Source organism: Aureimonas sp. AU4 (assembly GCF_001463765.1).
Lineage (GTDB): Bacteria > Pseudomonadota > Alphaproteobacteria > Rhizobiales > Rhizobiaceae > Aureimonas.
Window position 1 is genome coordinate 1 of sequence record NZ_BBWK01000095.1, and the last position, 12195, is coordinate 12195.

General features: G+C 71.3%; 10 protein-coding genes and 2 pseudogenes. 4 read left to right on the top strand and 8 right to left on the bottom strand.

Annotated features, from left to right (window positions below; genetic code table 11):
• Nucleotides 1-222: pseudogene (locus tag AUL35_RS22690) on the top strand (methyl-accepting chemotaxis protein); the annotation flags it as partial.
• 3 nt (nt 223-225) lie between these two features.
• Here AUL35_RS22690 and AUL35_RS23120 read toward each other — a convergent pair.
• The 5 genes from AUL35_RS23120 to AUL35_RS20805 all read right to left on the bottom strand — a co-directional run bounded on the left by AUL35_RS23120 (nt 226) and on the right by AUL35_RS20805 (nt 4539).
• Entirely contained in the window at nt 226-1140 is a 915-nt protein-coding gene (locus AUL35_RS23120) for an energy transducer TonB (protein ID WP_062018433.1), read from the bottom strand.
• A complete protein-coding gene (gene exbD, locus AUL35_RS20790; protein ID WP_062018435.1) occupies nt 1137-1598 on the bottom strand; it encodes a TonB system transport protein ExbD in 462 nt (153 codons plus the stop codon). Before exbD ends, AUL35_RS23120 begins: the two co-directional genes overlap by 4 nt.
• Nucleotides 1599-1603: 5 nt before the next feature.
• Nucleotides 1604-2611: a tonB-system energizer ExbB gene (exbB, locus tag AUL35_RS20795; RefSeq protein ID WP_082666507.1), complete on the bottom strand. Its 1008-nt coding sequence runs from the start codon at nt 2609-2611 to the stop codon at nt 1604-1606.
• Nucleotides 2612-2914: 303 nt separating this feature from the next.
• Entirely contained in the window at nt 2915-4078 is a 1164-nt protein-coding gene (locus tag AUL35_RS20800; protein ID WP_244493863.1) for an amidohydrolase, read from the bottom strand.
• Nucleotides 4075-4539 carry a DUF1810 domain-containing protein gene (locus tag AUL35_RS20805; RefSeq protein ID WP_062018437.1) on the bottom strand — a complete coding sequence of 155 codons (465 nt, stop codon included), beginning with the start codon at nt 4537-4539 and terminating at the stop codon, nt 4075-4077. Before AUL35_RS20805 ends, AUL35_RS20800 begins: the two co-directional genes overlap by 4 nt.
• 291 nt (nt 4540-4830) lie before the next feature.
• Here AUL35_RS20805 and AUL35_RS20810 point away from each other — a divergent pair, with 291 nt between their 5' ends.
• The gene (locus AUL35_RS20810; protein ID WP_062018439.1) at nt 4831-6093 is read left to right on the top strand and encodes a porin; all 1263 of its coding nucleotides are present in this window, start codon (nt 4831-4833) and stop codon (nt 6091-6093) included.
• An 81-nt stretch (nt 6094-6174) separates the two neighbouring features.
• On the opposite strand, the gene AUL35_RS20815 is transcribed toward AUL35_RS20810, so the two are convergent.
• Nucleotides 6175-8343: a TonB-dependent siderophore receptor gene (locus AUL35_RS20815; RefSeq protein ID WP_062018441.1), complete on the bottom strand. Its 2169-nt coding sequence runs from the start codon at nt 8341-8343 to the stop codon at nt 6175-6177.
• Nucleotides 8344-8693: 350 nt separating this feature from the next.
• On the opposite strand from AUL35_RS20815, the gene AUL35_RS20820 reads away from it, so the two are divergent.
• Both AUL35_RS20820 and xylA read left to right on the top strand, forming a co-directional pair.
• Nucleotides 8694-9746 carry a LacI family DNA-binding transcriptional regulator gene (locus tag AUL35_RS20820; RefSeq protein ID WP_062018443.1) on the top strand — a complete coding sequence of 351 codons (1053 nt, stop codon included), beginning with the start codon at nt 8694-8696 and terminating at the stop codon, nt 9744-9746.
• A gap of 97 nt (nt 9747-9843) precedes the next feature.
• Nucleotides 9844-11157: a xylose isomerase gene (gene xylA / locus AUL35_RS20825; protein ID WP_062018445.1), complete on the top strand. Its 1314-nt coding sequence runs from the start codon at nt 9844-9846 to the stop codon at nt 11155-11157.
• Here xylA and AUL35_RS20830 read toward each other — a convergent pair.
• Both AUL35_RS20830 and AUL35_RS22695 read right to left on the bottom strand, forming a co-directional pair.
• Complete coding sequence (locus tag AUL35_RS20830; RefSeq protein WP_062018447.1) at nt 11148-11831, bottom strand: uracil-DNA glycosylase; 684 nt, start codon at nt 11829-11831, stop codon at nt 11148-11150. The genes xylA and AUL35_RS20830 overlap by 10 nt on opposite strands.
• A 55-nt stretch (nt 11832-11886) precedes the next feature.
• A pseudogene (locus AUL35_RS22695) lies at nt 11887-12195 on the bottom strand (hypothetical protein); the annotation flags it as partial.

Genomic DNA, 12195 nt, shown 5'->3' on the forward strand with positions numbered 1-12195 from the left:
GCCGAGCAGCTTTCCTCGGAAGCGCAGCGGCTCAACGACCGCACGAGCTTCTTTCGCCTTGAAGCCGCGAACGTCGCGTCTGCACGGCCCGCAACGCCTTCCGCCGTGGTGGCACCGGCCGCCGAGCCGCTGCCAGCCCGCAAGGCTGCGATGCCGCGACGCCCGGCGGCCGGCATGGCGCTCGATCTCGGCGACGAACGGTTCGAGCGCCTCAGCGCCTGAGCGTCAGTCGAAGCGGATCGGGACCGTGATCGTGAGACCCGTCCCCGACGGCGGCGCGGGATAGGGTCCCGCGCGGCGCACGAGCGCCAGAGCCGCCTCGTCCAGCGCGCCGCCCGCCGAGCGCGAAACGCGCGCGCCCGTCACGCGGCCCGAGGCGTCCACCGAGAAGCTCACCACGACGGTTCCTTCGCCGCCCCCGCGCGGCGTGCGCTTGAAGCGGTTGAGGCGCGCCTGGATCCGGCTCTGCCACCGGTCGCGGCTCGCCGCCGAGACGGGGGCGCCCTGCGACGCCTGCCGATCGGGCGCGCCGCGCGAGGCGAGCGAGGCCGGCGGCTGGGGCGCCTGGCGTCGCGGGACCTGGCGGGCCGGTGGCTCGCGCCGCTCCACGCGCCGTTCGGGCTGGGGGCGGGGACGTTCGGCCTGCGGCTCGGGCGCGGGGCGCGGCGGGGCCGGACGCAGCGTCGGCAGCGGCACGTTGCCGGGAGCCGGCGCGACCTCTTCCTCAATCACGGGCGCCTCCGCCGGAGGCGGCTCCTCCACCACCGGGTCGAGCGGGGAGGGTTCCGGTTCGGGCAGCGGTTCCGCGACGGGCGCCGGCGGCGGCTCGCGTAGCGGCTCGGCGACAGGCTCGGGCGGCGGCTCCTCCATCGGCTCCGGTGGAGGCGGCTCGGCCACGGGTTCGGGCAGCGTCACCTCGGGCGGGGGCGGGGCCTCGGCCGATTCGGCCGGCGGCGCGAGGTCGATCAGGATCGCCGCTTCCGGCGCGCCGGCCGGCGGCGCCTCGGGCGGCACGTGGTTCAGGAGCGCGAAGGCCGCCGCGCCGTGCAGCGCCAGCACGAGCGAGCCCGCCACGCCCCAGCGCAGGAACAGCGGCGACCAGCCGTGCTCGGCCTCGAATCGTCCTTCGAACGTCGTCATGGCGCGGGCGGGGCGGGGGGCTGCGCGCCCGCCGGCGGCGCGGCCTCGACCCCGACCAGCGCGATCTTCAGGTAGCCGGCCGTGCGGAGCGCGTTCATGGTCTCCATGAGGTCGCCGTAGGCCACGGCCTCGTCGGCGCGCAGATAGACGCGCTCCTCGCGGTTGCCGCCGGTCTGCCGGTCGAGCGCGGCGGCCAGCGCCCCGGAGGCCACGGCTTCCTCGCCGAGCGCCAGCGACAGGTCGCGCTTCAGCGTCAGATAGACCGGCTCGCCCTGCCGCTCGGCGGGCGGAGCGTTGGAACTCGGCAGGTCCACCGCGACGTCGACCGTGGAGAGCGGCGCGGCTACCATGAAGATGATGAGCAGCACCAGCACCACGTCGATGAAGGGCGTGACGTTGATCTCGGACACCTCGCCGAGGTCGTCCTCGCCCTCGCCGGACTTCAGGGACATGCCCATCGCGGCTACTCCGCCGCCTGAAGGCGGCCGCGCGTCGCGGGGTCACGCACGACGCCGCTGTCGCGCCGGTCGAGCTCGCGCGAGAGATGGCGCATGGCGGTGGCCGTCGCGTCGGCCAGGATCGTCCGGTAGCCGGTGATCTGGCGGGCGAGGAGGTTGTAGATCACGACCGCGGGAATGGCCGCGACGAGGCCGATCGCGGTCGCGAGCAGCGCCTCCGCGATGCCGGGGGCGACCACGGCGAGGTTCGTCGTGTTGCTTTCCGAGATGCCGATGAACGAGTTCATGATGCCCCAGACCGTGCCGAACAGGCCGACGAAGGGCGCGGTCGAGCCGATGGTCGCGAGGATGCCGGTGCCGCGCGCGATGCGCCGTCCGGCGCGCGCCTCGATCCGCTGGAGGGCGACCGCCGCGCGCTCCTTCGTTCCGTCCGCCGAAAGCCCCTCGGAGCGGGCTCGCTCCTCTTCCGCCGCCTCGGCCAGCGCCCCGACGGGACCGCGCCAGCTGCGCCCCTGATCGCCCAGCGCGTCGCGCAGCGTCGCGGCCTTCGCGAGGCGCGCGATGCCGCGCCGCGCGCGGGCCCGGGCCCCCGCCATCTCCAGGATCTTGGCGAGCGCGATGGTCCAGGTCACCAGCGAGGCGAAGGCAAGGCCGATCATGACGCCCTTCACCACCCAGTCGGCCGCCATGAACATGCCCCAAGGCGACAGGTCGTGCGGCAGCGCGGCCGGCTCGACCTCGACCATCGTCGTCGGCGCGGGGCCGGACGGGGCGTTCGAGGAGGCATCCGGGGCGACGGGGGATGGGGCCGCGCCGGATACGGCCCCGGCCGATGCCGGTTCCGCCCTGGCCGGAACCGTCGCGTCGATCGTGGACGAGGACGCCGCCGCGCTCTGCGCGGCCTCGTCCACAGCTTCCTGAGCCTGCACGGGAAGCGCGCTCGCCGCCGTCAGAACGACCGCCAGGCAGAGCGTGAAGCGAAGGAGCGGCGGAGCGGACGGCGTTCGGTGCATCGGCAAACCTCGATGGACGGCAGGAGCGACGGGAGCCCGTCGCCGACCGGCTCGCCGGCCAGGGCCGCGAGCGGGCAACGGCGGAACGACGGCTTCCTGCCGGGACGGATCAATGATCCCGGTAGAAGTTACATGAGCATTAGAGTCAAGATTTTTCAGGCGGCCGCGAGCGGATTGGAATTGTTCCAAGACGCTCTGATCACTTGATAATTGGCTTTGATGGATGCTGCGGTTTCCGCCCCGGGGCGAGGCTGCCATGCTCAGGCATGGCACGTTTTCCGTCAGGTCGCGTGCCCTGTCGCTTCAGTCGGTCAGCCGGCGAACCGCTCGCTCCAAGATCTGCGCCCCGGTCACGATCAGCGCGTCGGGAAAGTCGTAGTTCGGATCGTGCAACGCCGGATGCGCTGTGCCGGCTCCCAGAAACAGCATGGCCGAGCGCGCGCCCTCGCCGAAGCGGCCGAAGTCCTCGGATGCGCGCAGGGGCGGGCCGGCGTGCCAGCGAAGGCCGGTTTCGCTGGCCGCATCCCGCAGGATCGCGGCCGCCTCCGGGTGGTTGAGGCAGGCGCGAAAGACCTCGTGGTCCTCGAGGCTCAGCTCCAGCCCGTGCGCTCCCGCAAGGCTTCGCGCCAAGGTCTCCACCTCGCCGCGCAGGGCCGCCATCTCGCCGTCGCGCAACGTGCGCAGGGTCGCGAAGACCTCGGCCTCGCCGGGCGCGATGCCGAAGGCGGGCTCGCCGAGCCGCGCGTGGGTGACGGTGCACATGGCGAAGGCGTCGGGCAGCGATCCGTCCGGGCGGGCGGGCGTTCCCAGGTCGTTCAGCCGCGAAAGCAGCGCGGCCAGCGCGGGCGTCGGCGCCAGCCCCGTTTCGGGACTGCCGGCATAGGCTGTGCGTCCCCGCAGGCGGATGAGGAGGCCGGCCGAGGCGCAGTTCGCGGGGCCGACGGGCACGATCGCCTCGCCGAGCGGCACGCCGGGAAGGTTGTGGAGAGCGAAGGCGTGGTCCGGCGCGATCTCGGCGCGATAGCGCGGATCGGCGATCACGGCCGCGGCGCCCGCGCCGGTCTCCTCGGCCGGCTGGAACAGGAGCCAGACGCGCCCGCACCGGGGCGGCGACCGGGAAAGCCGGCGCGCGAGGCCGAGCAGCGTCGCCATGTGCCCGTCATGGCCGCACAGGTGCGCGCGGCCGGGAATGCGCGAGCGATGCGCGGCCGCGCCCCGCTCCTCGATCGGCAGCGCATCGAGTTCGGCTCTGACCAGGACGCACGGACCCGGTCCCGCGCCCGCGAACAGCGCGGCGACGCCCCATCCGCCGAGCCGCTCGATCACGCGCGCCGGCGACAGGGGTTCGAGCGCCTCGCGCACGCGGCGCGCCGTCTCTCGTTCCTCGCCCGATATCTCGGGCATGGCGTGGAGCGCCTGCCGCCAGCCGGCCAGCTCCCCGAGATCGGTCGCGGTGAGGGCGCTCACGGATCGCCCGCCCGCCCAAGGAGGCGCAGCGTCTCGCCGTCTCGCTCGCCCGAAAAGAAGCGGTCCAGCGCGAGCGCGAAGGGGCCGTCCGGCTCGATGCGGTCGAACAGCGTCAGCGAGGAGCGGAGCTTCAGGTCGTCGGGCGTGCCGAAGACGTCGCGCGCCGAGCCGCCGGGAAGGCCGGCAGCCGCGCGCGTGATCTCGCGCAGCCGGGGGCCGAGGAGGGGATGGGCGAGAAAGGCGTGCGCCTCGTCCAGCGAGCCGATGGCGTAGCGGCGGGCCGTCTCGGAACGCCCGAGCCCGCTGATCTGCGGGAAGACGTACCACATCCAGTGGCTCGACTTGCGGCCGGCCCGGACCTCGCCGAGCGCGACCTCCCAGGTTCGGGCCTGCGCCTCCACGAAGCGCCCGAGACGGAAGGGGTCGGCCGGTTCGCCGGCGGGCTCGAAAGCGTCCTGCATGGCTCCGTTACAGCCGACGCGCCCCGTGATTGCAAGACAAGGTCATGCCGGGGCACCGGTGTCGCGCGATCCTTTATTCCGGCAGGCTTCGTGCCCCCACCGCCACAGGTTGCGGCCACTCTTCCGGTTTGCGGCTTTTTGGGGGCCGAATCGCTTGCGCCAGTTCCACGAATGCTGATGCATCGTAAGGATGGCATCCGATTGCCGGCCCGTCTCCTTCCGCAGGCCGGTCCGATGCGTTTCGCCGCCCCGGGGGACACGGGCGCGCGCAGATTTTCGAGGGGACCTTCCATGACCATCAAGACGTGGCTTCTGGGCTCTGCGGCGTTGCTGTCGACCCTGTCCGGCGCGAAGGCCGCCGACGCCGTCATCGCACCCGAGCCCGAGCCGGTCGACTACGTCCGCGTCTGCGACGTGTACGGCAAGGGCTTCTACTACATCCCCGGCACGGAAAGCTGCTTCTCGTTCAACGGCTACGTCCGCTTCGACACGATCGTGGCGGGCAATCCGGCGACCAACCTCGAGGGCGACGACTACCAGGTGTCGACCGCCGTGCGCTCGCGCCTGAACTTCGACGTGCGCGAGGAGACCGACCTCGGCACGCTGCGCTCCTTCATCCGCCTGCAGAACACGAACCTTTCGGGCGCCGACAACGAAGTCGAGATCGACCAGGCCTTCCTGCAGCTCGGCGGCCTTCTGGCGGGCTACCGCGACACGATGTGGTCGTCGGGCATCGGCGACATCGAGGACGGCCTTCTCACCGATACCGACCTCGTGGTGGGCGACTTCAACACCAACCAGATCAACTACACGTTCGCGGCCAACGGCTTCTCGCTCACGCTCGGCCTCGAGGACGACGGCACGGGCGACGCGGTGCCGGACGTCCACGCCAAGCTGGTCTATCTCGGCACCTGGGGCGGGGCGTATCTCTCGGCCGTCTACGACGAGACGTTCAACTTCGAGGACGCGCGCGATGCGATCGGGCTCGACCCGTTCGACTTCAACGGCGTGGAGACCTTCCCGATCTCGCTGCCGGGTCTGCCGCGCGTCCTGAACGACGGCAGCAACGACGCCTTCGCGCTCAAGGGCGGCGTTTACCTCAAGGACGTGCTCCTGCCCGAGTCGCAGCTGAAGGTGGAGGGCCACTACGCCTTCGACCCCACCGTCTACGCCTCGATCGCAGGCCTCGCCACGACCTCCGCCTTCACCGCCGACAACCCCAACGTCCTGAACCCGACTCCGGGCGCGGTGCCGATCTTCCTGGAATGGGCGGCGGGCGCCGGCTACGCGCAAGGCATCGGCAAGCTCGGCATCGCGGTGTCCGGCCAGTACGGCAAGACCTTCGACACGCAGTTCTTCGGCGCTCTGCCGAACGGCCAGTTCGGCACCTTCTCGACCACCGGCGACTACTACGCCTTCGTCGGCAACCTCGGCTACAAGTTCACCCCGAACTTCGCCTCGCTCGCCGAGGTGGTCTACCGCAACGTCGACTTCGACCGCATCGGCGACACCGATCAGGTGACCGGCTTCCTGCGCTTCCAGCGCGACTTCTGATCGAAGCCACCCGCCCACGAAGAAGGCCGCTCCGGGAAACCGGAGCGGCCTTTTTCGTTCGTCTCGTGCCGTGCCCGGCGGCTACCAGCTGATATGGGCTTTGGCGATGACCTCGCGTCCCTGGCCGTAGCCGCAGTTCAAAAGGCCCTGGCAGCCCGCGACGTAGCGCTTGTCGAAGAGGTTGCTGGCGTTGAGCGACACGCCCCAGTCGGCCTGCTCGTAGCGGATCGCGGCATCCACCAGCGTCGCGTCCGGCACCTTCGCCGTGTTCTCGTTGTCGGCGTAGGATTCCCCGAGGTAGCGCACGCCCAGGCCGAACGAGACGCCATCGAGCGCGCCGCCGAGAACGGTGTAGTCCGCCCAGGCCGAGGCCGTGACCTCGGGGATCAGGTAGGGCCGGTTGCCGATCAGGTCGACGTCGACGTCGTCGCGGATCTCGAGGTCGATGTAGCTGAAGGAGCCGATGAGCTTCAGCCCGTCGGTGACGTTCGCCTTGCCCTCGAGTTCGACGCCGCGCGAGCGCACCTCGCCGAGCGGCACTGGCAGGAAGGTGAGAGGATCGGTCTGGACGACGTTGCGGCGCGTCAGGTCGAAGACCGAGGCCGTGAACGTGCCGTCGAAGTCCGTGGGCGACCACTTCACTCCGCCCTCGACCTGCTCGCCGTCCTCGGCCTCCACCGCCCGTCCGTCGCCGGTCGTGCCGAGCTGCGGGTTGAAGAAGGTCGCGACCGACACGTAGGGCACGACGCCGTTCGAGAACTCGTAGCCGAGGCCGGCCCGGCCACTGAGCGCACCCTCGCGGCCGTCGTAGTCGTCGTCGGCCGCCAGATGGTCGTCGCGGTCGATCCAGACCCGGTCGTAGCGACCGCTCAGCGTCGTGATCCAGCCGCCGCCGAAGCGGACCTGGTCCTGCGCGTAGAAGCCGAGCTGGTTGAGGTCGATCCGCTCGTCGATATAGGGACTGCCCAGCGGCGGCAGGACGTTGGTGTAGCGCGGGCGGATCGGGTCGATCGCCGATGCGGTGCCGGAGGCCTGTTCCTGGTCGATGCGGTAGAATTTGTAGTCGATGCCGGCGAGAAGCGTGTGGTCGAGCGCGCCCGTGTCGAAGCGGACCGTCGCGTTGTTGTCGGTGGTGAGCGAGTCCGCTGCCGTGTCGTGCCCGAAGTTCAGCCGCGTCAGGAGCGAGCTGGCATCGACCGGCGCCGACAGGAAGCTGCCGCCCGTCGCGGGGTCCGTGAAGCCGAACGTGTAGGGGAAGAGTTCCTCGCGTTCGGTGCGCGAGACGCGCGTGTTGGAGCGCAGCGTCACGCCGTTGTCGAGCGTCGTTTCTGCGTCGACGCCCGCCAGCATCTGGCGCGACAGGTAGCGGTCGAGGTCGGGCTCAGCCGTGTAGAGCGAGCGCGGGATGCGCCCGAAGGGTGCGTCCACGACCGTTCCCTCGTAGGGCAGGAAGTTCGTGGAGTGCCGCAGGTTGTCGTACTGGAAGAAGCCGTAGACGTCGACACGCGTCTGCGCGTCCGGCTCGTAGCGCAGGCTCGGCGCGATCATGCCCCGGAACGTGTCGGCATAGTCGGTCTGCGTCTCGCCGCCCTGGACGCGCCCGAGGACGCGGTAGCTCCACGGGCTGTCCGGCGCGGCGCGGTCGCCCATGTCGAAGGCGGCCCAGCCGTTCGGCTCGTCGCCGATCGCCCCTTCCACGTAGCGCAGGCGCTCGCCCGTCGGGCGCTTGGACACGAGGTTGACGACGCCGCCCGGATTGCCGCCGCCGTAGAGCGCCGACGAGGGACCGCGCAGGACCTCGACCCGCTCCAGGAAGAACGGATCGATCGTGGAGCCCGCGAAGGCATACTGGTAGAGGTTGAGACCGTCGAGATAGACGCCGGTCTGCGTGCCCTGGAAGCCACGCACGAAGAACCAGTCCGTGTCGGAATCGAAGCCGAAGGGCTGGGTGACGACGCCGGGCGTATAGCGCAGCGCGTCGGTCACGGTCTGGACCGCGCGGTCGTCGAGTTCCTCGCGGCCGATCACCGAGACCGATTGGGGCACCGCCTCGATCGGCGTCGCGGTCTTGGCGCCGGTCAGCGTCCGCCGGGCGACGTAGCCCTCCACCGGGCCCGTCCCGCCGTCCGCCTCGCCGTCGACCACCACCGTGTCGAGCGTCACGCTGTCTCCCTCCTGCGCGCGGGCAGGCAGATGGGCGGCGAGAAGAGCCAGCGCGGTGGCGCCGAGAAGACGGGAAGGGAGTCGCATGAGCGATCGAATCCATGGCGTGACGAGGGCCTCGTCATGCCACCGGAATTCATGACTCGAAAAGTCAAGAATTTGGGTTGCGCCTCGCTTTGGGGCGCGTGTGTCGTCGCGGCAACAATTTCTGGAACCGTTACAAAGACTTGTTCGAGGCGGGGAGGCTTCTGTGGGCGGACGGACGACCGCGCCGCTCCGCTCTTCCGCTCCTCGAGCTTTGCGGCAAATATGGTCGCCGGAACACGAAAGGTCTTGCTCATGCCGCCGCAGCCGGGCACCGCCAGCATGCCCTCCAGCCGATGCGGGCGGGATCGCGTGGGGTTCATCGCCGCCGGCCCGCGGAGCGGCATCGCCCGATGAGCGGAAGCGAGGACCGGACCGAGCGCCGTCACCCGACGCTCAGCGACGTCGCGCAACGGGCCGGCGTCTCGCTCGCCACGGCGGACCGCGTCGTCAACAAGCGCCCCGGCGTGCGCGCCGAGACCATCCGGCGGGTCGAAAAGGCCGTCGGCGACCTCGGCTTCGAGCGCAATCTCGGCGCCGCGCAGCTCGCGCGCCGCGTGCGCCACCGCGTCGTCTGCCTTCTGCCGGACGCGGGCGCCAATCCCTTCATGGGCCGCCTGCGCGAAGCGTTGGAGGAAGCCTCGCGCACGGGCGCGGGGCGTCATCTCGATCTCTCGATCCAGGCCGCCGACACGTTCCAGGCCGAGCCGCTGGCCGAGGCGATCCTCCGGGCGGGCGAGGGGGCCGATGCGGTGGTCGCGGTCGGGCTCGACCACCCGGCCGTGCGCGAGGCGATCGATGCGACCGTCGCGCGCGGCGTGCCGGTCGTGACCCTCGTGTCTGACGTGCCCGGCTCGGCGCGCCTGCGCTATGTCGGCATCGACAACCGCGCGGCGGGGCGCGTCGCCGCCCATCTTCTCGGACGCTTCGCGGGCGGGGCGGCGGGCGAGATCCTGGTGGTCCTCGGCTCGCGGGACCTGCGCGACCACCGCGACCGGCTCGACGGCTTCCGCGAGGCGCTGGCCGAGCGCTTTCCCCTCATCGACGTCACGGGCGTGGTGGAGGGACAGGACGAGCCGGGCGCGACCCGCCAGGCCGTCGCGCGCATCCTTCAGCGCCAGCCCCGGCCGCTCGCCATCTACAGCGCGGGCGCGGGCAATGCGGGTCTGTGCGAGGCGCTGGCCGAGCGCGACCTCAGGCCCGTGGTCGTCGCGCACGAGCTGACGCCCGAGACGCGTCCGCTTCTCGTCTCGGGCCGCATCGACGCCCTGATCGTCCAGGACCCCGGCCACGAGGCGCGGTCGGCCCTGCGCGTCGTCGAGGCCGCCCTGTCGGGCGCGCGGATCGACGAGCGGCAGGAGCGCATCCGCGTCGAGATCCTGCTGCCCGACAACCTGCCGGACTGAACCGACCGCGTGCGGGATTGTCGCTCGGCGAAGCGTGAGGTACGTAGCTCATGGGGCCCGGCGAAGGACCGGCGACCCGACAGGGAGGCATTGCCGCATGTCCGCCAACAGTTTCTTCGGCCTCGCCGAGCCCGTCCGCTTCGCGGGCGAGGGAAGCCACGATCCGCTGGCCTTCCGCTACTACGACCCCAAGCGCCAGGTCATGGGCCGCACGATGGAGGAGCAGCTGCGCTTCGCGGTCTGCTACTGGCACTCCTTCACCTGGCCGGGCGGCGATCCCTTCGGCGGCGCGACCTTCAACCGGCCCTGGATGGCGTCCGGCGATCCGCTCGCCCGCGCCCGCGAGAAGGCCGAGGTCGCCTTCGACCTGTTCCATCTGCTGGACGCGCCCTTCTTCACCTTCCACGACGCCGACGTCGCACCCGAGGCCGACACCCTCCAGGGGTCGATCGACAACCTGAAGAGCATCACCGACCTTTTCGCGCAGAAGATGGAAAGCGCCAAGGTCCGCCTCCTCTGGGGCACGGCCAACCTCTTCTCGCACCGGCGCTACATGGCGGGCGCGGCCACCAACCCCGACCCGGACGTCTTCGCCTATGCCTGCGGGCAGGTGAAGGCCGCGATGGACGCGACGCACGCGCTCAACGGCGAGAACTACGTCTGCTGGGGCGGCCGCGAGGGCTACGAGACGCTGCTCAACACCGACATGAAGCGCGAGCTCGACCAGCTCGGCCGCTTCCTCTCGATGCTGGTCGACTACAAGCACAAGATCGGCTTCCAGGGCCCGATCCTGATCGAGCCCAAGCCCAAGGAGCCGACCAAGCACCAGTACGACTACGACACGGCGACGGTGTTCGGCTTCCTACAGAAGTACGACCTCGTGGACGACGTGAAGCTGAATCTCGAGCAGAACCACGCGATCCTCGCCGGCCACTCCTTCGACCACGAGGTCAAGCTCGCCTATGCCAGCGGCCTGTTCGGCTCGCTCGACATCAATCGCGGCGACGATCTGCTCGGCTGGGACACCGACCAGTTCGCGATGAACGTCTCGGAGATGACGCTCGTCTTCCACGAGATGCTGAAGCACGGCGGCTTCACCACCGGCGGCCTCAACTTCGACGCCAAGATCCGCCGCCAGTCGATCGACCCGCAGGACCTCGTGATCGCGCACGTCGCCTCGATGGACGCCTGCGCCCGGGCGCTGCTGGCGGCCGAGCGCATGTTGGCCGACGGCGCGCTGGAGAAGCCGCTAGAGGCGCGCTACGCCGGCTGGGACAGCGCCGAGAACCAGGCCATCCTCAAGGGCGAGCGCACGCTGGAACAGGTGGCCGAGCGCGGCCGCTCGCTCGACCCGCAGCCCCGTTCGGGCGGGCAGGAGCGCCTGGAAGCGGTTCTCAACCGCTACGTCTGATCGAGAAAGCGGGCGGCGCCGAGCCGGAAGGCTCCAGCGCCGCCCTGCGCGGGATGACGCACCGGCACGCGCGGCAGGTCGAGACGGGCCGCCGCGCGCTCCGCGACACGTCCGACGCAGAGGATGCGCCGGACGCCGGCCAGTTCCACCAGCGCCTCCAGAAGCGGACGCGCCGACTCGATCTCGCTCGCGCCCGGCGTGCGGTTGCGGCGGGGCTCGCCGGGCGCGTGCGGATGAAGCGGCACGGCGTTCCAGAAGAGCGGCACGGGCGCGGCTTCCAGCGCGCGCCAGATTTCCCGCGCGGTCTGGGTCGCCCTGGCCGGCTCGCTCGTTCGCGTCGCGCGCCGCAGCGGCGGGTCGAGGCCGAGGCGGCTCGAGAGAAGCGGCAAGGCATGCTCGCCCACGAACGGCACGCCGCTCTGCCGCGTGCCCGACCAGGCCGGCGCCTCGCCGAGCCAGAGGTCGCAGCCGCCCCGCGCCCGGTACCAGGCGAGAACGCGTCCGAGGTTCCGGCGACGGGTCGAGGGCGCATCCGCATCCTCCACGGCGGGGTCGTGGTCGCGGTAGAAGTTGAAAAGGCGAGGGCTGCCCGGCAGTGCGGCCAGGGCATCCAGAAACGCGTCGACCGCCGCATCGGGCGCGGCGGTCGGAAAGGTCGGCTCCCGCAAGCTCATGGCGGGGAGGCTAGGCGGCGCGCATCCATCGTCCAGCCTCGCCGTTCGGAACGCCTCAGCGGCTCATGCGCTCGAAGCCGTCGTCCGAGAGGTCCAGCGCGAAGCCTTCGTCCCTGGCCGCCGGGCGGAAGCCGCTGGCGCGGTTCTGGAGGTCCCGGATGCTGCCGCTGACGGGGGCGGGCTCCTCGGCGGGCGCCGCCGCCGAAGCCTTCGGACGCGCGGCCGGAAGCCCGGGCTTCCTCGCAGGCGCGGTCTTGGCTGTCGCGGCTGGAGTCGCCGGTACCGCCGCCTCGGCGGTCTCGCCGGAGCGGAAGAAGGCCGCGCGCTCCATCAGCCCGGCGGCCTCGCCGGACAACTCGTCCGA

Excerpts from the sequence above, each read along its gene's own strand:
- AUL35_RS23120 (WP_062018433.1), bottom strand. The coding sequence starts at position 1,140 with ATGACGACGTTCGAAGGACGATTCGAGGCCGAGCACGGCTGGTCGCCG.
- exbD (WP_062018435.1), bottom strand. The coding sequence starts at position 1,598 with ATGGGCATGTCCCTGAAGTCCGGCGAGGGCGAGGACGACCTCGGCGAG.
- exbB (WP_082666507.1), bottom strand. The coding sequence starts at position 2,611 with ATGCACCGAACGCCGTCCGCTCCGCCGCTCCTTCGCTTCACGCTCTGC.
- AUL35_RS20805 (WP_062018437.1), bottom strand. The coding sequence starts at position 4,539 with ATGCAGGACGCTTTCGAGCCCGCCGGCGAACCGGCCGACCCCTTCCGT.
- AUL35_RS20810 (WP_062018439.1), top strand. The coding sequence starts at position 4,831 with ATGACCATCAAGACGTGGCTTCTGGGCTCTGCGGCGTTGCTGTCGACC.
- AUL35_RS20815 (WP_062018441.1), bottom strand. The coding sequence starts at position 8,343 with ATGCGACTCCCTTCCCGTCTTCTCGGCGCCACCGCGCTGGCTCTTCTC.
- AUL35_RS20820 (WP_062018443.1), top strand. The coding sequence starts at position 8,694 with ATGAGCGGAAGCGAGGACCGGACCGAGCGCCGTCACCCGACGCTCAGC.
- xylA (WP_062018445.1), top strand. The coding sequence starts at position 9,844 with ATGTCCGCCAACAGTTTCTTCGGCCTCGCCGAGCCCGTCCGCTTCGCG.
- AUL35_RS20830 (WP_062018447.1), bottom strand. The coding sequence starts at position 11,831 with ATGAGCTTGCGGGAGCCGACCTTTCCGACCGCCGCGCCCGATGCGGCG.